We start from the raw sequence: 21120 nt of genomic DNA on the forward strand, positions 1-21120 counted from the left end.
ACTCACGACCCGCACAACAAGGAGGCAGGTTCGAGTGGACGTCCGAAAGCTGAAGTACTTTCTAGCGATCGTCGACGAAGGAAGTATCAACCGAGCGTCCGACGTGTTGCTCATCGCCCAGCCCACTCTCTCTCAGGCCATCGCCGGACTGGAACGCGAACTGGGAGTCCCGTTGTTTCATCGCATCGGTCGACGACTCGTTCTAAGTGCCGCGGGCGAAGCTCTGGTAGGTCCGGCTCGCGTAGTTCTACGCGATCTAGACGACGCAGAAGCAGCTGTACACGCACTGAAAGGACTCCGAGGTGGACGCATCGACTTGATCACGATGCCATCACCAGGGATTGAGCCACTCACAACTATCCTCACCGCTTTCGGCCGGCTGTTCCCTGCAGTAACCGTGAACGCCCAAGCCGCATTCACACCTGAGGAGGTCCTCCGAGCAGTTCGCACCGGTGTCAGCGAGATCGGCATTCTGGGTTCACCCCAGCCCGTTCAGGCACCGGACCTGCACGTGGTGACCCTAGAGAGGCAACCTCTACTCCTTCTGTCGAGCCCCAACGCCGATCTACCCGACCGCCCCGAGATCGAGCGATCAGAGCTGTCCGGGCTCAGGTTGATCGCTTCTCAACAAGGGTCCCTGATGCGATCGCTGGTGGACGACATTCTTGCCAGCGGGATCCCCGTCACCATTGCCGCCGAGGTCGCACACCGGACGTCCATTCTTCCCATGGTGCTCAGTGGCTTCGGACATGCGGTCACACCCTCCGCGTGGGCAACCTCTGCCACGCAGGCAGGTGCTCGAGTTCGCCGTATCGTCCCGGAGTCCTACCTACACGTCGCTGCCGTGTGCCGACAGACACACGTGACTCCGCCGGCACGAGTTCTCATGGACGAAGCCCGAAAATACGCCGTCGAAGTACCTAAATGATGATTGCCAAGGCCTTCGCTGCACCAGAGTGATTCGCAACCACCGTAGCCGTTCTCGATATTCATCCCGCACCCGAACATCGGCAGAATCAATAACCGCGATTGATGATTCGTATTGGACATTCGCACAGTGCAACCCCTTAATAGACCTACTCGAACTGTGACCCCGGCGACAACGTGCCTCCAGGACCGGTCACTGTTATTCGAGGTAATCGCGATAGGGGTTCCTACATGCCGACCGAAACCGACGATCTGGTCCATCATTTGGCCTACGCCGCGGCCAACACGACGTTCGAGATGCTCTCGCAGGAAGCAATCGACGCCGCCAAGAAGAGCGTCTTGGACACTCTCGGGGTAATCCTCGCCGCCAGTGGCGTCGAGCCGGCGGTACGCGCAGCTATCGACCTGGCCCGAGAGGGTGGTGGTACCCCTGAGGCGTCCCTCATGGCTTTCGGAGGCAAGCTACCGGCCATCGCTGCAGCATTCGCCAACGGTGCCTTGGCGCACTGCCTCGACTACGACGATCAGACTCCCTGGGGTCAACATGCTTCCAGTTCGATCATCCCCGCCGTTTTCGCCGTCGCAGAGCGCAAGGGCTGCGTAACCGGCCAGGACCTCATCGCGGCGGTCGCGACGGGTCAAGACCTGTTCGCCCGGCTTCGGTGCAACGTCGGTTGGCGTAAGGACTGGAACCTGTCGACAGTGGTGGGGGTGTTTGCCGCCACCGCGGCAGCGGGCCGCGTACTTGGCCTTTCCGCCAGTCAGCTCGCCCACGCACTCGGCATCGCAAGCATGCAATCGAGCGGTGTCATGGAGGTAGTGGCTGGAACCGGAAGCGACCTGCGGGGTATGTACGCTGGTTTTTCCGCCCGCGGGGCAGTAACAGCCGTTCTATTGGCCGAGAAAGGCACCACGGGCGTCGACACCCTGTTCGAGGGCGAATATGGCTTCCTGAAAACATACTTCGGCGGCGTATACGACCGCGAGAAAATCCTCGAGGGCCTTGGAAACGATTACCGAGGTAGCGGAACTCTCTACAAGAAGTGGCCGGCCGTCGGTACCGCTCACAGCCACATTCACGCGACCATCGAGCTACTGAAAGAAAATGATTTGACTGCGGACGACCTCATCGAGATTCGCGTATTCGTCGGCGATTACCACGATCTCATGTGCCGTCCGCTCGAAGCACGCCGAACCCCGACGACGTTGGTCGACGCAAAGTTCAGTCTACCGTTTCTCGTCGCTGTCGGCGCAGTTCATGGAACCGTAAAGATCTCGCACTTCAGCAGCGAATCATTGAAAGACACATCTGTTTTGGCCGTTGCTCAGAAAATAGTGCCGATAAGTGATGCGTCTCTGGACTGGACTCTCGAGTTACCTCCGGGACGAGTCGAGATCGTCACTCAGGACGGTCGGCGATACGAGAAGCCCGGCACCGGGGTACCAGGAAACAATGATGCGCCGCTCTCTTGGAGCGACCTGGCCGAAAAGTTCATCGATTGTGCCGCAGTCGCCGTTATCAAGCATTCAGACGACAGTCTTGACAAGGTCGTGAACTTGATCAAGAACTTGGAGTCGCTCGACGACGCATCGGTCATAATGGAAATTCTCAGTCCTGCTGCGGGCGAGAGTTCTTCACTGAAGTACGGGACATCGTCGCAGTCGACTTCGACGAAATCCGAGGCGCGATTGTGATCGCTATCTGGGCGCTCGTGGCATTCATCGGCACGATCGTAACGTGGAATGCAGTACTCAAAAGAAACATCGGCGAGGCGATGCTTGTCGGCTTCGTCGTAGTCGGCGCATTCGCCGGCCGAGATGCGCCGCGATATATGGCGAGCGGCTTCGTCGGCGCGATTCAGGCCGAAATTACCTTCGCTGCTCTGGCGTTCATTTTCATGAGTTTCATTCTGGCGAAGACACCGGTGCTCGATCGGCTCATCGATATTCTCAACTCATTCCTCGGGCGAATGAAGGGAGGGCCGATTTACACCACGACGCTGGCTGGCGCGATTTTCGGTGCTGTTGCCCATGTCGGCGCATCCATGGCCGCAGTCGTGGGATCGGTGACTGTTCCTTGGATGAAGCGTTCCGGCGTCAGCGGAGAATTGTCCGCCACCGTCGTAGCCGGTTCAGCAGGTATGGGCTTGACGTTTCCATTCAGTGCCACGATGTTCATCTTGGTCGGATCGGCCACTGTGAGTGGCATGATGGACGCGGACGAAATCATCGTCCCTCTCGCCATCGCTGGCGTGTGGTGTCTCGTCTACCGACTTGCGCTCAATTTCTATCTGATTCGCAGGAACGGCCTGCAGCCGATCGCGGTCGAGGACCGAATTCCTACCCGACGCAGTCTTCGTGCTGGGTGGACCTCGGGCCTTCTACTGATTCCGCTGCTCGTCCCCTTGTTCCTCACCCAGGGGCCGATCGCGAACGCACTCGGTCGATACACCGACTTGGTGATGTCGAGAGCGATAAGCATCATCACCTGGATCCCCGTGCTGATGATCTTGCTCGTCCTCGTTCTCGGACGTCGACACCTGCCAAGAGACGGCAAAGGCTGGTGGAAAATACTCGGCGAATCGGCACCTCAGTTCGGAATCATCGGCACGACGCTCGTCGCTGCGTTCTCCGCGTCCGCCGTCCTTGGCCAGCTGCGCCTGCCCGAGCAGTTGACCTCGATGCTCGAGTCATTGGCCGCACCGAAATGGTTGATGGCAATCCTGGTCGGCATCATCATAGTGGTCATCGCAATCCCCTTGACGGCGTCGGCCACCGTGGCAACCGTCGGACCGGTGGCGGTCGCAGCATTGGCCGGGGCCGGGGTTCCTGCACCGATCGCGGCTGCCGCGGTGCTGGTCTTTGCATCCACCGAGGGAGCTTCACCACCGTCCGGCGCGCCGATCTACATCGCCGCAGGAATAGCAAGAATCGATCCGTCGAAGATCTTTGTGCCGCTGCTCAAGTACTACTGCATTCCAATTCTCGCTATCGGTGTGCTGATCGCGCTCGGCATTCTCCCCGTCTGAATGGATAGGACACCTTCATGTTCCGCATAGTCGTCTCGACCCTTTTCCGCCTCAGCACAGTCGTTTTTCTGGTCGGGGGGCTGGTGATCGTTCTCTGCCAGGCGGCCGGACTGATCCTCGGCAAAGGGGAATTCGTTACTCAGACTTTTGCCTTGATGAGCCCTTACGTATTCGGCAGCGCGGGAGTAGCCGGGTTGCTTGCATTCGTCATGTCGTATCTCGACGACCCCGAGGAAGACTCTACGGCCGACTCCAGCATTCGTGACGCGGCACCGGATGGAGCATCGTCCGCAACGCAATGAACGAGCCCTAACGACCAGAGGTCGGGCACCCACGGACGAATGCAAAAATTTTCTTGCTAGACAACCGCATTCATCGACGCGCGCGTGTCGACTCCAACAACTCCGTGCTGTCGATGAATGGGACCGTCCAACTGGCGCAGCCGCTGTCCCGAGGCTCCGCTTCGGTCAGCTACCAGCTGTGCCAAGATCGAGATGGCGGTCTCCTCGGGGGACCGTGCATCGAGATCGAGTCCGAGGGGTGAGTTCACACGCGCGAGCACGTGCTCGGAAAGTCCAGTAGCCCGTAGTTTTTCGAGTCGCTCCGAGTGCGTCCGCCGTGAACCGAGCGCACCCACGAAGGCAAGCTCATCCAGCTCCAGTGCGGCCATCAACATCGGGACATCGAATTTGCTGTCGTGGGTCATCACACAGACCACCGTGCGAGCGTCAAGCTTGCCTGCAGCGTATTCGGCTTTCAAATATCGGTGCGGCCAGTCGACCACTACCTCGCGCACATTCGGAAAACGTTCGGCGGTTGCGAACACAGGCCTGGCGTCGACGACGGTCACCCGGTACCCGAGCAACGTGGCAAATGCACCCAATGCCCGAACGAAATCGTTCGCGCCGGCCAAGATCATCCGCGGCGGAGGCCGAAAGGTGTGGACGAATGCTCGGGCACCGTCGTCCGCTCTGACGACAATGCCGGTCGATCCCGTTATGTGCACAGCGAGCTCGCCCGCCGGGAATTCGCTCGCTCGCCCGTTGTCTTCGGACGACTGCTGGTCGCCCAATACGAAACGCCGCGGCTCGTCGTTAAGCACCGTGACCAGCACGAACCGTCGATCCTGATTCCGAGCCACGATCAACCGATCGATCAATTGTTTGTCCGAGAGGTCGATTCGCTCTATGAATACCTCGACCTCTCCACCGCACGGTAGTCCGACCTCGATTGCGTCAGGATCGGAGTAGCCGAACAGCTCGCGCGCGGATATTCCGGTTTTGATGACCTCAAGCGCCGTATGAATTACAACTGATTCGACGCAGCCTGCCGACAACGAACCCAATGGTTCCCCATCCCCGGTCACGAGCATACTGGCTCCGACTGCGCGAGGTCCCGCCCCGGACGTGGCCACTACCCGTGCCAACGCGACTGGCGAGTTCACGATAAGCGTGCTGATGTCGTCGAGCAATTCGTACATCTACGGGCCCTCCCGGAGTGCGGCGAGTTGAAGGCCTCGACATTCGAGACCGCGCGCGATGTAATACGACCGACCAGCGGGCACCACATGTTGGGGTACATCGACCGGGCGTGATGCAACGCCTGATCGAGACTACGCCGCACTGGACGGTCGCCTCACTAATCCGGCTCACATTGAGGTTCCCTGCCAGTGCACGCCTCGCCAGTGCCTGTCCAGTTCTGCGGGACGCTGGTAATCATGGTGCTCACATTCGTGTTTTCACATTCGAAGAGTGCCAAGGAGACTGCAGTGGCCCCACAGCACGACGTCGATTCGCCCATCCCAACCCATCTTCGACGCACCATAACGCGCCGCACCTTCGTCGGCACCTCGGTTGCAGCCGGTGGAGCGATCGCGGCCACGTCCTTGTTGAACGGCTGCTCCACTGACGAGGCCGCCCCGGTCACCCCGTCCGAAACATCGTCGGTGCGCTTGACGGTGAACGGTGCCGAACGTGAACTTGCCGTTGACAATCGCACTTCCCTGCTCGACATGTTGCGAGAGCACACGGAGTTGACCGGAACGAAGAAGGGCTGCGACCAGGGCGCGTGCGGTGCCTGCACCGTCCTGTCGGACGGTCAGCGGGTGTTGTCCTGCCTGACGCTTGCCGTTCAAGCGAACGGATCCGACATCACAACCATCGAAGGCCTCGAAACCAATGGCCAATTGCATCCGCTACAGCAAGCATTCATCGACGAAGACGGCTTCCAGTGCGGTTTCTGCACCTCCGGCCAGATTCTCTCGGGAATCGGCTGTATCCGTGAAGGTCACGCCGGCTCTCCCGAAGAGATTCGAGAATCGATGAGCGGCAACATCTGCCGATGCGGTGCGTACACCAACATCGTTACCGCCATCTCCCGCGTGGCAGAACAGGGAGGTGCGTAAATCATGTTTCCTTTTCAGTACGGCACGGCTGCCGATGAGGCAGCAGCGCTGGACGCAGCCGACGGCGGCGCCCGTTATCTTGCCGGAGGGACCACCCTCGTCGACCTGATGCGTCAGACCGTCGAGCGGCCCACCCGAGTCGTCGATATCAACGCGCTACCCTACCGCGACATCGAACTCGACTCGAACCGCCTGCGCATCGGTGCCCTCGCTCGAATGTCGGAAGTTGCGGCCAATGAACAAGTGCAGGAACAGTTTCCGATGATCACCCAAGCGTTGGATCTCAGTGCCTCGGCGCAGCTGCGCAACATGGCCTCTATCGGCGGAAATCTGCTCCAGCGGCCACGATGCCTGTACTTTCGCGACGTCAATGCCAATTGCAACCGGCGTGAGCCCGGATCCGGTTGCGCCGCAATCGATGGGCGCAATCGCACATTGGCGATCTTCGGAACCAGCACGGAGTGCGTGGCAACCCACCCGTCCGATCTTGCCGTCGCGCTGACCGCGCTCGACGCCACGATCGTCACCCGAGATCGAGACGGAGAGCGTACGATCCCGATCGCCGACTTCTTCAGATTGCCCGCAGACACTCCTGACCGCGAGAACAACCTCGCCCCCGGAGCACTCATCACCGCCGTAGAGATCCCGGTCCGTCCTGACACCAGGCGATCCGGGTACCTGAAGGTGCGTGACCGCTCGTCCTACGAGTTCGCGCTGTGTTCGGCTGCTGTCGCGCTCGACATCAGCGACGGTACCGTCCGTTCGGCCAGAGTCGCTGCCGGCGGAGTAGGCACGGTGCCGTGGCGCCTGACCGGCGTCGAGGAACGACTCGTTGGACAGAGGCCGAGCCCCGAGTTGTGGAACACCGCGGCGGATGCTGCGGCAGCAGGCGCGCAACCCCTCTCCGAGAACGGATTCAAGGTGATACTGCTCCAACGCACCGTCCGACGTCAGCTCGCCAGAGTGGCGGCCCTGTTGTGACGACCCCACTGAGTGCGAGACTGTCCGGTCAACCCCTCACCCGCGTCGACGGTCGTCTGAAGGTTACCGGAGCTGCGCTCTATGCTGCAGACAACCCGGTACCGGACCATCTGCACGCAGTCCTGGTGTGCAGTACGATTTCGCGGGCAACCGTGGCGTCGATGAACACCGATGCGGCCAGCGGTCATTCTGACGTCGTCAGTGTGATCACCGACTTCCCGGGTATCGAACTCCCCTACGACATCTCTCGGGTCAACTTCTTCGGACAACCGTTGGCGGTGGTCGTCGCGAACACCCTCGAGGCAGCGACGCACGGTGCGGCACTGGTGTCCGTTCAGTACGACGAAGAACCCCAGAGCACCAATCTCGATGACGCGGCTGAAGTGGGTCGCGAACCCAGCCGAATGGGCCCCGCATACTCCCGCGGAGACGCCGACGCAGCACTCCGAAACGCACCTGTCGTCGTCGACCGCGAATATTCTATTGCCCGCAACTATCACAACCCGATGGAGATCCCCGCGACGATCGCGTCGTGGGACGGCGACCGCCTGACGGTGTGGGACAAGGTGCAAGGAATCCACTACAGCAGGGCCGCATACAGTGGCGCACTCGGAATTCCGGCCGAGAACATCCGCGTCATATCCCCCTTCGTGGGTGGCGCATTCGGTAGCGCCGGTGAAACCTGGCCGCATCAGTTTCTCGCGGCGGAGGTCGCGCGTCAGCTGCGTCGTCCAGTGAAGCTGTCACTGACGCGACCCCAGATGTACGCCGCGATCGGCTACCGCCCTACGAGCCGTCAGCGCCTGGCTCTCGGTGCCGATCGTGATGGGAGATTTCTCGCAACCGTGCACGAGAGTGAAGTCGAGGTGTCCCGTTACGGAGGCTACGAGGACTCCCCAACGGAGGGGACGAGACTGATGTACACGTCGCCGGCATACCGGTCGGCCGCCACCGTCGTTCCCCTCGATACCAGCGAGTCGACATACATGCGAGGACCGGGAGCCGTCACCGGTGCGTTCGCCCTCGAGTGCGCCATCGACGAGGTTGCAGAGCAGCTTCGGCTTGATCCGATAGAGATTCGGTTCAGGAACGAGCCTACCGTCGACCAGACCAACGGCACCCCGTTCTCCACGCGCAGACTTACCGAGTGCTTCCGCCGAGGTGCCGACGCGTTCGGATGGTCTCGACGCAACCCGACCCCCGGCACCGTACGTGACGGCGACCAGCTCATCGGCATGGGTACAGCTTCGGCGCTTTACCATACGCTTCGCTCACCGTCCTCGGCGATGGCTCGGATCAACTCCGAAGGCAGAGCCGAGATCTTCGCCGCCGCAAGTGATATCGGGCCAGGTACCTACACTGCGATGACTCAGCTGGCTGCCGACGCGCTGGGTTTGCCACTCGACAGGGTCACATTCTCCCTCGGCGACAGCAACTATCCTCAGGCCGCAACTCAGTACGGGTCACAAGGAATGGCCAGCATCGGTTCGAGCATCGAGATCACTGCGAACATGTTGCGTGATCGCATCATCAGAACCGCCGTACTCGATCCCGCATCCCCCCTGAACGGGGCGCGGCCGGACGAGATCGACATTGTCGACGGGCAGATGCAGGTACGTGGCGACTCTGGCCGAGCAGAGACCTATCGGGACATGTTGCGGCGCCGCGGCGAACCGAGCATCGAAGCGTCCGAGACCTACACTCCCGAAGACGTAAGTGCCCGGTTCTCCATGCACGCATACGGAGCCGTGTTTGCCGAGGTAGCCGTGGACGAGCTGCTAGGTACCGTGCGGGTGCGGCGAATATACGCCGTCTACGACGCTGGCCGAATCATCAACCCCAGGATGGCGCACAGCCAAGCCCTCGGCGGAATGACACAGGGCATCGGCATGGCTCTGCTCGAGTCCGCAGAAGTCGACTACCGCGACGGACGTCTGGTCAACGCGAATCTTTCCGACTACCTCGTACCGGTGAATGCGGACGTCCCCGTTCTGGACGCTGCGTATCTCGACGCCCGCGACGATATTGCAGATCCGATCGGCGTCAAAGGTCTGGGTGAAGTGGTCATGGTGGGAGTTCCCGCAGCGATTGCCAACGCTGTGTACAACGCGACGGGTCGCAGGGTGAACGATCTTCCCATCACCGTCGAGAGCATGCTCTGACCACAACATGAAGCAGGTGCGGCCGACCGCGTGTGCTAACGGCCGTACCTGTTCTCGGTCTCGGTCTATCCCGCCTAGGACGGATCGGTCGTATCCCCGACACTGATGACGGCGATGAGGTCTCCACCTTCGACCTGCGCGGCACCGGTGATTGCGAGGCGGGTGATACGGCCGCCGCGTGGTGCGGTGATTGCGGCTTCCATCTTCATGGCCTCGATGGTGGCCAACGTGTCCCCCGCCGACACCGCATCCCCCTCCGCCGCAACCATCGTGACGACTCCAGCGAACGGTACCGCCACGTGAGACGGATCGTCTCGATCCGCTTTTTCCGACGCCGGGGCGTCCGCCGCAATCGACCGGTCGCGCACCGAAACCGGGCGCAACTGCCCGTTGAGGATGCACATCACCGTCCGCATTCCGGCGTCGTCGGGCTCCGAAATGGCCTCGAGCCCGATCAGAAGCTCCACCCCCTTCTCGAGCTTCACCCGGTGCTCCTCACCCTGTCGTAGACCGTAGAAGAACTGGTTCGCCGACAACGACGAGGTGTCGCCGTACTTTTCGCGGTGTTCAGCAAGTTCCTTGGCGGGGCCGGGGAACAACAACCGGTTCAACGCTTCTCGACGGACCGGTCCGGCTGTGTCGAGTGCTGTCTCGTCGTCGAGTGTCAGGGGTGCGTCAGGGCGTGCCCCGGTTCGTCCGGCGAGCGCCCGTTCTCGGAACGGCTCCGGCCATCCACCGGCCGGTGTCCCGAGGTCGCCGCGCAGGAACCCGATCACCGAATCGGGTATGTCGTACTTTCCGGGGTCCATTGCGAAGTCATCGACGCTCACCTGCGCACCTACCAGGTGCAGTGCGAGATCGCCGACCACTTTCGAACTCGGTGTCACCTTGATCAGTCGCCCCAGCAGCCGATCCGCGTCGGCGTAGGCCCGCTCCACCAGCTCGAATCGATCTCCGAGTCCGAGCGCGATGGCTTGCTGGCGCAGGTTCGACAGCTGACCGCCAGGAATTTCGTGCCGGTACACCCGCCCTGTCGGCGAGGGCAGCCCGGACTCGAACGGCGCGTACACCTTTCGCAGAGCTTCCCAGTACGGCTCCAGATCGCACACGCTCTGCAGCCTCAAACCGGTATCGCGTTCGGTGTTCGCCGCAGCCGCCACGATGGCCGACAACGCCGGCTGAGACGTCGTGCCCGCCATCGGAGAGGACGCACCATCGACAGCGTCCGCCCCGGCCGTCCACGCAGCGAGGTACGTCGCAAGCTGCCCACCGGGTGTGTCGTGAGTGTGCATGTGCACCGGAAGGTCGAAGTTCTTGCGCAGCGCGCTCACCAAAGTGGTCGCCGCCGGTGCCCGCAACAGACCCGCCATGTCCTTGATCGCCAACACGTGCGCGCCGGCGTCGACGATCTGCTCGGCAAGCTTCAGATAGTAGTCGAGGGTGTAGAGGTCCTCTCCGGGGTTCGACAGGTCACCGGTGTAGCTCAGCGCCACTTCCGCTACGGCAGTGCCAGTTTCGTGTACGGCGTCGATGGCTGGTCGCATCTGGTCGACGTTGTTGAGCGCGTCGAAGATACGGAAGATGTCGACGCCGGTCTGCGCGGCCTCCGCCACGAACGCGGACGTCACCTTCTGCGGATACGGGGTGTACCCCACGGTGTTGCGACCTCGCAGCAACATCTGGAGACAGATGTTGGGCACAGCCTCGCGCAGGGAAGCCAGCCGCTCCCACGGATCTTCGTGCAGGAACCGCAGCGCCACATCGTATGTCGCGCCGCCCCACGCTTCGATCGAGAGCAGCTCCGGTGTCGCTCTCGCCACGTAGGGTGCTACGGCCATCAAACCAGTTGTACGTACACGCGTCGCCAATAACGACTGATGCGCATCTCGGAACGTCGTGTCGGTCAACGCAAGCGCTTTCTGCTCACGTAGTGCGCGGGCGAAGCCTTCCGGACCCAGTTTTTGGAGACGTTGACGACTACCGTCCTGCGGGGGAACCGTCATGTCCAGTCCCGGCAATTTGTCTCTCGCGTAGACCACGGTCGGGCGACGGCCGTGCGGCATGTTCACCGTGATGTCCGCGAGGTAGCTGAGAATCTTTGTGCCTCTGTCACCGGAGGCGAACGACGTCAGCAGACCGGGCCGCTCCTCGATGAACGAGGTCGTGATGTGTCCGGCTCGGAAGTCGGGATCTGCCAGAACGCTCTGTAGGAACGGGATGTTCGTGGCCACGCCACGAATGCGAAACTCGGCGATTCCCCGCCGCGCGCGGGCGACCGCGTCATCGAAGGTGCGGCCACGGCAGGTAAGTTTGACCAGCATCGAATCGAAATAGGCGGAGACCTCCGCACCGGTGGTGGTGCCACCGTCCAGACGCACACCGGCCCCACCAGGCGTCCGGTACGCGGTGATCCGCCCGGTATCGGGGCGGAACTCGTTCGCCGGATCCTCCGTGGTGATACGGCATTGCAACGCCGCCCCACGAATCGTGATGTCCTGCTGCCGAAGCCCCAGATCCGCCAACGACTCACCCGACGCGATCCGCAACTGCGACTGCACCAGATCGATATCGGTGATCTCCTCGGTGACCGTGTGCTCGACCTGAATACGCGGATTCATCTCGATGAACACATGGTGTCCGTCGCGATCGACCAAGAACTCCACGGTCCCAGCGCACGAGTAACCGATCTTCTTCGCAAAGGCGACTGCGTCCCCGCACAACCGAGACCGCAAGGCGTCGGTGATGTTGGGGGCCGGTGCAATCTCGACCACCTTCTGGTGGCGACGCTGCACCGAGCAGTCTCGCTCGAAGAGATGAATGACGTTGCCATAGGTGTCTGCGAGGATCTGTACTTCGATGTGCCGGGGCTCGATCACTGCTTGCTCGAGGAATACCGTCGCATCACCGAACGCCGACTCCGCCTCGCGCGCAGCAGCTTCGATCGCTTCGCGCAGACCTGCGATCTCTGCCACCCGACGCATGCCGCGGCCGCCACCGCCCGCGACCGCTTTGACGAACACCGGAAAGGTCATGGTCTCGGCTGCCGCCATCAACTCGTCGACGTCCGAAGACGGTTCCGACGACGAGAGCACGGGCAGACCCGCGGCCTTCGCCGCTGCTATGGCACGAGCCTTGTTCCCCGTCAGCTCCAACACATCGGCAGACGGGCCGACGAAGGTGATTCCCGCTTCTGCGCACGCGGACGCCAGATCGGGATTCTCCGACAAGAATCCGTAGCCCGGGTAGATCGCATCTGCGCCGGCGCGGACCGCGGCATCGACGATCTTGTCCACCGAGAGGTAGTTGCGAACCGGGTGGCCCGGCTCACCGATCTCGTACGCCTCGTCTGCTTTGGTGCGGTGCACCGAATTTCGGTCCTCGAACGGGAACACCGCAACGGTGCCCGCTCCGAGCTCGTAGGCAGCACGGAATGCTCGAATTGCGATCTCGCCACGGTTGGCGACCAATACCTTGGAAAACATGCGGACAGCAAACCCCTCGACGAACTGGAATCGGACTGTTGAGTCGTGCAGAACTTCAGTCGGTCACAGGTGGGTACCACTTCTGCATGAGGTCGGTCTGATCGGCGGAGCCCCCGAGTCGTTCGACTGCCTCGTCCATCATGTCGGCGATCAACGATCCGACTCGCAGTTTCTGCCCGACGTGGTCTGCCAAAGCCCCGGCGAGATGCGCGTCCTTACGCATCAATTCGAGCGTGAAGCCCTGCTTCAAGTTGGGGAAGACGATCTCGGGATACGTGTAATCGGTGACGTAGCTGCGCCCGGACGATACGTTGAGGACGTCGATCATGACGCCAGGGGCGATTCCGTATCGCTCTGCAAGAGTGATCATTTCGATCGTCGCGAACCGGTTGCAGTGGTTCAGAAGGTTGTTGACCAGTTTCGCGGCGTGTCCGGCACCTACCGGCCCCAGGTGAAACACATTGGAGGTGATTGTGTTCAGCAGCGGCTCGGCGCGGGCGAAATCCTCGTCGGTTGCGCCGACCATGAGGGTGGCCAGACCGTCGTAGGCGCGTCGAACCCCGCCGGCGATCGGTGCGTCGATGTACGAGATCGACTTTACGGCGAGGTCACGGACGAGCCCCTCGTCGACGATGGGCGTGCTGCTCGTGGTGTCGATGACGAGTGAACCCGGACCCATCTTCTCGGCGAGGCCGCCGTCGCCGAGCAAAAGCTTCAGTACGTTGTCGGGGCCGGGAAGAGACAGGAACACGACGTCGCATGCAGCGATCTCGTCGAGTGGTGCGAACCTCGCTCCTCGTTCCTCGAGGGGGATTGCGAGGGCGGGGTTCAAGTCGTTGACCAACAGCGTGCTCGTGGCAACGAGTCGAGACGCGATGGCCGACCCCATCGCTCCGATGCCGACGAATCCAATAATCTGCGACAAGAGTCCGCTCTCTTTCGTAGGTCTGACAATTTAGATATTGCTATTCTTTGTTCTGGTTGTCAATGCAGTTAAGCGTTCCTCGCGACGTGATCGCGCCGATGGTTCCCCACGTCATCGAGCAGCCGTTCAACATGACCAGGTAAGCAACGAGAACGACGGCCCGGTTTTCCATGTCGGAGGCCGCATCCATCCGAACGCGGTCACCGCGATTGCCAGATTGCCAGTGATGAAGATCTGCTTCCGACCGACGCGGTTGCTCAGCGCACCGAAGAAGATACTGACCGCGATCACCCACTCGGCCGCCGCAATGATGATCACGAGCAACTCTTTTCGGGTGAAACCATGGTTGGAGCCGTACGACAGCCCGAAGACGGTCGCAGAGTAGGAGGTCACCGAGTTGCCCACGGCTGCAACCGCTATCAAAAGAACAGCCATCTTGTGTCGACTAAGAACGGCCAGCGCGGGGGCCGGCGAGACGACATGAAACTCGAGCAGGGCCTCGAACTCGGGGCTCTCCTGCAGACGCGACCGAATGATCAACCTGAGGATGACGAGCACCCGATCCCCGAAGTGACCGAAGACGACTCCACCCAGTGGCCGAGCCACGAATGCGACGCCGAAGGTCGCGAGCGAAAACAGCGTGCCTGTCACCGGATCGGAATTGGGGAAGAACGCCGTGCCGAACACAGCGCGGCAGCGGTTCCGTAGATGACGAAGTCGTAGTACTCGATGGTGGTGCCCATCAAGCTGGCGATGCCCACCCCTAAGACGTCATTCCTGGAAGGTGTCTGGACACGGTGTACCTCAGTTCCACTGGTTGCTTGCGAGACACTCGCGCAACTCGACCTTACGAATCTTTCCGCTCATGGTCTTCGGCAAGTCGTCGACCACGATCACCCGTTCTGGGCAGTAACGCTTGGCCAAGCCGGACTCGATCAAGAAGTCCCGCAACGATTCCACCGTCACTGTGGTGCCAGGTCGACACCGGACGAAGGCGCACGCGCGCTCGCCCAGCCTGTCGTCGGCGTACCCGACCACAGCCACATCGGTCACGGTCGGATGGCGGAAGATCTGGCTCTCCACGGATCCGACCGGAATATTCTCGCCGCCGCGAATGATGATGTCCTTGGTCCGGCCCGTGATCGTCACCGAACCGTCCGAGTGGTGGACCGCCGTGTCACCGGTGGCGAACCAACCGCCGTCGTCGAACGCCTCCCCGGTCGCCTCGGGACGATTGTGATAGCCGACGAACATGCCCGTACCGCGCAGCCAGAGATCGCCCATCTCACCGTCGACCGCGTCGTCGCCTTCGGCGGTACGAACGACGACCTCAGCACTCGCGAGCGGTATACCGTCGGTTGTGCTATTGATATCTTCGAGACCCGGCTTGCCGGACACGGCGATACCGAACTCGGTCATTCCCCACGCGGGGATCACGGAGCATCCGAGCGCCTCTTCCGCCTCGCGCATCAGCGGGCGTGGGATGGGTGCGCCCGCCACCGCGATCAGGGCGAGATCAGGAGCGTTCTCGCGACGAAGCTCGGACGTACGCAACAGGTCGATCAGGAACGTCGGAGAGCCCACCATGGTGGTGATGCGCTGCGATTCGATGACGCGAGCGCCGACCTCGGGACTCCACTTCTCCATGAAGACAGCGGTTCCGGCGAGGTGAACAGTGAACAGCGCTCCCCAGAAGAACCCAGTCGAGTGCCCTACCGGTGACATGACGAGATTTCTGAACGGCCGACCAAGCGACTCGGGACCAACGTGAACAGCCCACCCACGAACCACGACATCGAGGGTGGCGTGCAGGTTCATCACGGCCTTGGGTTCGCTCGTCGTCCCGGAAGTGAAAGCGAGCTGAGCAACGCCGAGGGGATCTGCCGGCACCTCGACGAATGCCTCCGCTTCCCCCAGAAGCGCGTCGAGCGACACGGTCCCCTCGACCGGCTCCCCGACGACCACGATCGTCAGATCGTCGTTCTGACGGATCTTCTCCGACAGGGCAGTGGTCACGACGTCGGTGGTCCCGTGGAAACGAGAGACGACAAGCATCTTCGTTCCGGTCGCACCGGTCATCGACTCCACTTCGTGCGAGCCATATGTGATCGGAAGGCCCGAATACGTCGCTCCCGCCCTCAGCACGCCGTAGACGACGCCAAGGAACTCCGCCGAGTTCGTCATCATCACGGTCACCACGTCGCGTGGTTTCACACCGTTGGCCTGCAGACCGGCTGCGATCCGTCGGCTCATCGTGTCCAGCTCGGTATATGTCGACTCGCCGACGGTTCGCCCTGTGTGGTCGACGCTGACCGCCGCCACCCTGTCGGGATGGCGGGCGACCGCGTCATCGAGGAAAGCCCACAACGACTCCGGCCGCCACTCCCCCTCGTCCAACCGGCGGAGCGCTTCCTCGTGCGTGACGACCGAACCGTCGGGCAACCCTCTGGTCACAGTGTTCATCGTGCTGCCGGGACGCCGACTCGCATCGTGACGATGCTGCTGTCGCGTGCCGACTTTCGGGCCTCGACATCGAAATCCGGTGTCGCACAGAAGAACAGGGTGCGACCGTCCTCGCCACCCAGTGCGCACGCGAAGACACAAGAGCCCGGGTCGACGTTCTCGACGATTTCACCGTCGACCAGGCGAAGCAGCCGATCCTGTCGGATGTCGGCGAGCCACACACCGCCCTCGGAATCTATGCACGACCCATCAGGGGAGACCGTCAACTCCTTCATCGCGTCGTCCGCTGACCGCGACGTGGGTAGCGACCCGAAGGTCGCCCACACCCGTCGGTTGACGAGCATTCCCGAGTCGGTCAAGTCGAACGCCGTGATGCGATTGCCAAACGTCTCGTTGACGAGCATGACGTTGTCGTCGGTGATCACACAGCCGTTCGGGAACCACAGGTCGTCGGCAACGCGAGTGATTGTCCCGTCCGGATCGACTCGGTGAATGCAGCCGCATCGCATGTCCTCGCCTGCATAGAGGTCGAAACCGAAATCGCCGAGGTACGCCCGCCCCTGAGTGTCGACGATGATGTCACCGAGGAATCCGCCGACATAATCGGACAGATCCGCGTGCACGACGAGGGTCCCGTCCGGTTCCCGCCGGAGCAGTGTCTTGTCCATCATCGACACGATCAGCAAACGACCGTCGGGGAGCCACCCGAGACCCGACGGTTGATTAGGCACCGTCGCTTCCTCTCTCAGGTCCGAGCCGTCCTGGCGTGCCGACTGAACCTTGTGGGTGTACAAATCGGAGAACCAGATACGGCCGTCGTGCCAGCGCGGCCCTTCTGTGAACGTCAGTCCGGGAACGATGGTCTCGAATTTTTCGGACACAGTGGACTCCTCAGTGGTGGTTTCTGTCCGAATGCTCATGCTTCGGCGCGCCTCCGTCCGCGTTGAGCGTAGGCGTAGGTGCCGACCGCAATCAGCAGAATGAATCCGTATATTGCCTGCCGCGACGAATCCGGGATGTTCAGCAACGGCGTGACGTTGTTCAGAAGCGAGAGGAACAAGGCTCCCAACATCGCGCCGATGAACGAGCCGCGGCCGCCGGTGAGTACCGCGCCACCGAGGAACACCGCCGCGAAACAGGTCAACGTGTATCCCGAGCCGACCGAGTTCGATCCGATACCGGTCTGCGACGCCAGGAACACGCCGGCGACGACAGCACCGAATGCGCAGACGAGCAGTCCAATGGTTCGCACACGAGCGACCGGCTGGCCGACACGTCGGCTGGACTCGATGTCGAAGCCCGTCGCACGAAGTGCGAGACCGGCCGCGCGGCGGTACAGCCACCATTCGCCTGCCAGTGCTACGAGAACGAGAACGATGAAGGCGGTGGGGACGAATCCGACACCGAGAGCGAACAAGTCGTACAACTGGGGTGCGATGACACCTTCGGGAGTGGGTCGCAGAACGATCGCCAATCCGGCGATGATCGCCATGGTCGCCACGGTCGCCACGATCGGGTTGATCTTCAGCTTTTCGATCAGCAGCGCATTGAGACCGCCGACCGCCAACGCGGTGAGCAGGAGTAGCGGTATCGCCACCATCAGGGTGCCCACGGACAAATCCGGTAGCACAAGGGAGGCGATCACCACCGTCAGACTCATGGTCGATCCGACCGAGATGTCGAGACTGCCCGAGATCATCGTGTACTGCTGTCCCAGGGCGACGAATGCGAGCGGCAACGTCAGCAACATCAAGTTGGCCCAGTTCTGCGGTGTCCAGAAGACATCCGACTGCGTTCCCGTGTAGATCGAGACCAATGTCAGAAGGACAAGCAGCATGGTGACGGGCACGTACGCCGGGGCCTTGGCCAGTAATCTTCCGAGCCAACTGGGACCGATCGGAAGCGAGGACACCTCCTCGTCGACGTCCACTGCGCCCACGAACGAGCTGACGATCGCGGATTCGGTTGTGGGACAATTGATTTCCTCTATCACCGCACCCTTGGACATGACTACCACCCTGTCGCACAGGCCTGCGAGTTCCGACGAGTCCGAGGAATTCACCACGACGGCTACACCGGACTCGGCCGCATTCGCCAAGAGCCGATAGATGTCCAAGCGAGCCTTGGCATCGACGCCCTGTGTCGGCTCGTCGACCATGAGGACTTTGACCTGCTTCATAGCCGCGCGCGCGAGGACCGATTTTTGCGCGTTGCCGCCCGAGAGCCCGCCGATGGGCTGGTAAGGGGACACTGTCACGATTCCCAGACTGGCTTTGACGTCCTCGAAGCTCCTGCGTAGTCGCCCGGGCAGAGCCAAGCCGAAGGGTCCGGCGTCCGATCCGAGCTGGGTGGTGGCGTTGGACATCACCGACAGCGGAAGGAACACCGATTCTGCCGCCCTGTCACCGCTTTGGAAGCTGATTCCCGCGTCGAGTGCGGATGGAGGCGACAACCGCGAGATGTTCTTGCCGTCGATCGATACCGAGCCGCCGGTCTGACCGATACCGATCATCCCGCGCAGAGCAGCCCGCTGGCCGTTACCTTCTGCGCCTGCGACGCCGACGATCTCGCCCGCGCACACAGTGAAGTCGATGGGTCCGTACCCGGGACCCGACAGATCGGTGACCCGAAGCCTTTCGGCCGCATCCGAATTCACACGCTTGCGTTCCGGGAACTCGAGTGCGGTCGGCGCACCGACCATGAGTTCGACGATGTCGTCGACCTCCCACTCCCCCGAATCGAAGGTGCCCTGCCCGATGCCGTCGCGGATGACCGTGATCCGATCGGCGAGGCGTCGCACTTCATGGAGGCGATGGCTGACGTACACAATGGCAGTGCCGTCCTCCCGAGACTGGCGGACCAGGCCCTCCAGATGCTCTGCGTAGCGCATATCCAGGGCCGCCGTCGGTTCGTCGAGCATCAGCACCAGTGGGTTGTGGCACATCGCTTTCGCGACTTCGAGAAGTTGGCGTGCACCGGGACCCAGTGCGACCACCGAATCGGACGGCTTGAACGGAAGATCGTATTTCGCCAGCAGTCCGGTCAGATTCTCCGGCGGTGTCTCGCCGATCGAGTGGAAGGACAGTGCGATATTCTGCTCGACCGTCATGTTCGCGATCAGGGAGGTGTCCTGGTAGGCGACCATCAGCCCCAACATTCGTGCCTGGCGCACCCCGCGGCCACCCAGTTCTTCCCCGCCGATGATCACGGTGCCCTGATCGGGCACGACCACTCCCGATGCCGACTTGATGAGTGTCGACTTGCCCGAACCGTTCTCGCCCACCAGGGCGTGAACTTCACCGGGAAGCACATCGAAGGACACAGCGTCCAACGCACGAACTCCCGGATACGTCTTGGTGACGTTGCGCATCACCAGCGCGGGGGTCCGATCCGATTTTTGCGTCAGCTTCTCGCGGGTGCGGACCGAGGTGTCACGATCGTTGTTGTTCATGCCAATTTCTTCTTCCGGATTGATGGCCGCGGGCATCATGACGCCGACAGTGCGAGTCGAATTTGTTCAGGGGTCAGCAGGCTCGGCACCGGTGTGCTCGCGGGGATGGAGCTGTCCATCTGATCGAGAATGTCGCCCACCGGAACAACAGGATTCGGTGAGACCATTTGTTGGTCGACGTCCTGCCCGGCCCTGAGCATGATTCCGGCCGTCACCGCGATGCGGCCTGACCAAACTTGACTGTTGGTGATGAACCCGACGGGCTCGAGCCCCGCGTCTCGCGCCTCCGAGAACGCCGTCAACCAGGACTGGTTGACCACGTCGGACATCGTGACCGGCGGAGTCACACCGCGGTCGATGAACGGACGCACGAGATCCTCGGGGGTGTAGTCGTAGACGACAGCGCCCGGATTCTCACCGGAGGCAAGAAGGGCATTGGCCGCTTGCGATGTGCCCTGCGGAGTCCACTGAGTGAATCCCTCCACGGACTTCTCCCAGCCGTTGTCGGCCATCGACTGATCGAGGCACGGCTGCCACACAGCTGCGTTGCCGTTGCCCGGAATTCCCGTGTAGAGCGCGTACGTCTCGGAGGATGACCCGGCGGCGGCGATCATGTCGCCGGCCTCGGCGTAGGTCTGGCACAGATCAGGAACGACCTGGGCCGACACCGTGGCGGCGAGGTCGGCCGGGAGCGGAGTCTGCGCCTCCACCACCAGGATCCCGGCATTCTTGGCCTGCTCGAGCACCGGCCCGATCGCGCCGCCGTAGATCGAATTGATCACGATGACGTCGACCTGCTGGACGACCAGGCTGCGGAAGTTGGCGAGGAACCCGGCGACATCGGTCGAGGTGTTGTAGATGAATCTGCTGACCTGCGGCGACGCGATGGCCTGAGCGGTGATCTCGGCGCGGAAGATGCTTCGCCACGGGTTGACGTTGTCGTTGGCGAACGCGACGGTCATCGATCCTCGACCCGTCTCACACGTGTTGTTGTCGAGGCAGTCTGCGTAGACGGCGTCCAATTCGGGGGTGAACGGAACCGAGGCGACGGCCATCGTGTTGCGGATGACCGGGTTCAGGGAATCGGCGGGGATGCTCTGTAAGAACGCCTTGTCGATGGTGGCCTGCAGGGCAGCCGGATCGGCCACGTCAGCAGAGACCGGCTCGACCACACCGCGTTCGACCACGGCGGAGGTTGTGCTGGAACAGCCGGCACCGAACACCAGCAGCGGTACGAGGGCTGCCAGGTACAGCCAACGGGGTCCACGCAGTCGCGCAGTAATCATCGAACTCTCC

The 21120-nt window shown here is 62.0% G+C and carries 14 protein-coding genes and 1 pseudogene; 7 read left to right on the forward strand and 8 right to left on the reverse strand.

Annotated elements, in window-relative coordinates:
- Window positions 1-34 precede the first annotated feature (34 nt).
- The 4 genes from CH289_RS04215 to CH289_RS04230 all read left to right on the forward strand — a co-directional run bounded on the left by CH289_RS04215 (window position 35) and on the right by CH289_RS04230 (window position 4258).
- The gene (locus tag CH289_RS04215; RefSeq protein WP_094727355.1) at window positions 35-928 is read left to right on the forward strand and encodes a LysR family transcriptional regulator; all 894 of its coding nucleotides are present in this window, start codon (window positions 35-37) and stop codon (window positions 926-928) included.
- 230 nt (window positions 929-1158) lie between these two features.
- Window positions 1159-2622: an MmgE/PrpD family protein gene (locus CH289_RS04220; protein WP_094727356.1), complete on the forward strand. Its 1464-nt coding sequence runs from the start codon at window positions 1159-1161 to the stop codon at window positions 2620-2622.
- Window positions 2619-3956: a TRAP transporter large permease subunit gene (locus tag CH289_RS04225; RefSeq protein WP_094727357.1), complete on the forward strand. Its 1338-nt coding sequence runs from the start codon at window positions 2619-2621 to the stop codon at window positions 3954-3956. Before CH289_RS04220 ends, CH289_RS04225 begins: the two co-directional genes overlap by 4 nt.
- Window positions 3957-3973: 17 nt before the next feature.
- Complete coding sequence (locus CH289_RS04230) at window positions 3974-4258, forward strand: hypothetical protein (protein ID WP_094727358.1); 285 nt, start codon at window positions 3974-3976, stop codon at window positions 4256-4258.
- A gap of 56 nt (window positions 4259-4314) precedes the next feature.
- Here CH289_RS04230 and CH289_RS04235 read toward each other — a convergent pair whose 3' ends face one another.
- A complete protein-coding gene (locus CH289_RS04235; RefSeq protein WP_094727359.1) occupies window positions 4315-5436 on the reverse strand; it encodes an XdhC family protein in 1122 nt (373 codons plus the stop codon).
- A 288-nt stretch (window positions 5437-5724) separates the two neighbouring features.
- Here CH289_RS04235 and CH289_RS04240 point away from each other — a divergent pair, with 288 nt between their 5' ends.
- Genes CH289_RS04240 through CH289_RS04250 form a run of 3 tightly spaced genes read left to right on the forward strand, consistent with a single transcriptional unit; the run spans window position 5725 to window position 9503 of the window.
- Entirely contained in the window at window positions 5725-6360 is a 636-nt protein-coding gene (locus tag CH289_RS04240) for a (2Fe-2S)-binding protein (protein WP_256977013.1), read from the forward strand.
- 3 nt (window positions 6361-6363) lie between these two features.
- Entirely contained in the window at window positions 6364-7341 is a 978-nt protein-coding gene (locus tag CH289_RS04245; RefSeq protein ID WP_094727360.1) for an FAD binding domain-containing protein, read from the forward strand.
- Entirely contained in the window at window positions 7338-9503 is a 2166-nt protein-coding gene (locus CH289_RS04250; RefSeq protein ID WP_094727361.1) for a xanthine dehydrogenase family protein molybdopterin-binding subunit, read from the forward strand. The genes CH289_RS04245 and CH289_RS04250 overlap by 4 nt, the downstream gene beginning before the upstream one ends.
- A gap of 74 nt (window positions 9504-9577) precedes the next feature.
- On the opposite strand, the gene CH289_RS04255 is transcribed toward CH289_RS04250, so the two are convergent.
- The 7 genes and pseudogenes from CH289_RS04255 to CH289_RS04285 all read right to left on the reverse strand — a co-directional run bounded on the left by CH289_RS04255 (window position 9578) and on the right by CH289_RS04285 (window position 21110).
- Window positions 9578-12985 carry a pyruvate carboxylase gene (locus CH289_RS04255; protein ID WP_094727362.1) on the reverse strand — a complete coding sequence of 1136 codons (3408 nt, stop codon included), beginning with the start codon at window positions 12983-12985 and terminating at the stop codon, window positions 9578-9580.
- A 55-nt stretch (window positions 12986-13040) separates the two neighbouring features.
- The gene (locus tag CH289_RS04260) at window positions 13041-13910 is read right to left on the reverse strand and encodes an NAD(P)-dependent oxidoreductase (RefSeq protein WP_094727363.1); all 870 of its coding nucleotides are present in this window, start codon (window positions 13908-13910) and stop codon (window positions 13041-13043) included.
- 555 nt (window positions 13911-14465) lie between these two features.
- Window positions 14466-14671, reverse strand: a pseudogene (locus CH289_RS28985) (MFS transporter); the annotation flags it as partial.
- 43 nt (window positions 14672-14714) lie between these two features.
- Window positions 14715-16373 (reverse strand): AMP-binding protein, encoded by a 1659-nt coding sequence (locus CH289_RS04270; protein ID WP_094727364.1) that lies wholly within the window; start codon window positions 16371-16373, stop codon window positions 14715-14717.
- On the reverse strand, window positions 16370-17254 hold the full coding sequence (locus CH289_RS04275; RefSeq protein WP_306427510.1) for an SMP-30/gluconolactonase/LRE family protein: 885 nt from the start codon (window positions 17252-17254) through the stop codon (window positions 16370-16372). Before CH289_RS04275 ends, CH289_RS04270 begins: the two co-directional genes overlap by 4 nt.
- Before the next feature lie 35 nt (window positions 17255-17289).
- On the reverse strand, window positions 17290-19824 hold the full coding sequence (locus tag CH289_RS04280) for an ATP-binding cassette domain-containing protein (RefSeq protein ID WP_179276721.1): 2535 nt from the start codon (window positions 19822-19824) through the stop codon (window positions 17290-17292).
- A 35-nt stretch (window positions 19825-19859) separates the two neighbouring features.
- Window positions 19860-21110: a substrate-binding domain-containing protein gene (locus CH289_RS04285; RefSeq protein ID WP_179276722.1), complete on the reverse strand. Its 1251-nt coding sequence runs from the start codon at window positions 21108-21110 to the stop codon at window positions 19860-19862.
- Window positions 21111-21120 lie beyond the last annotated feature (10 nt).

This window comes from Rhodococcus sp. RS1C4 (assembly GCF_002258225.1).
GTDB lineage: Bacteria > Actinomycetota > Actinomycetes > Mycobacteriales > Mycobacteriaceae > Rhodococcoides > Rhodococcoides fascians_E.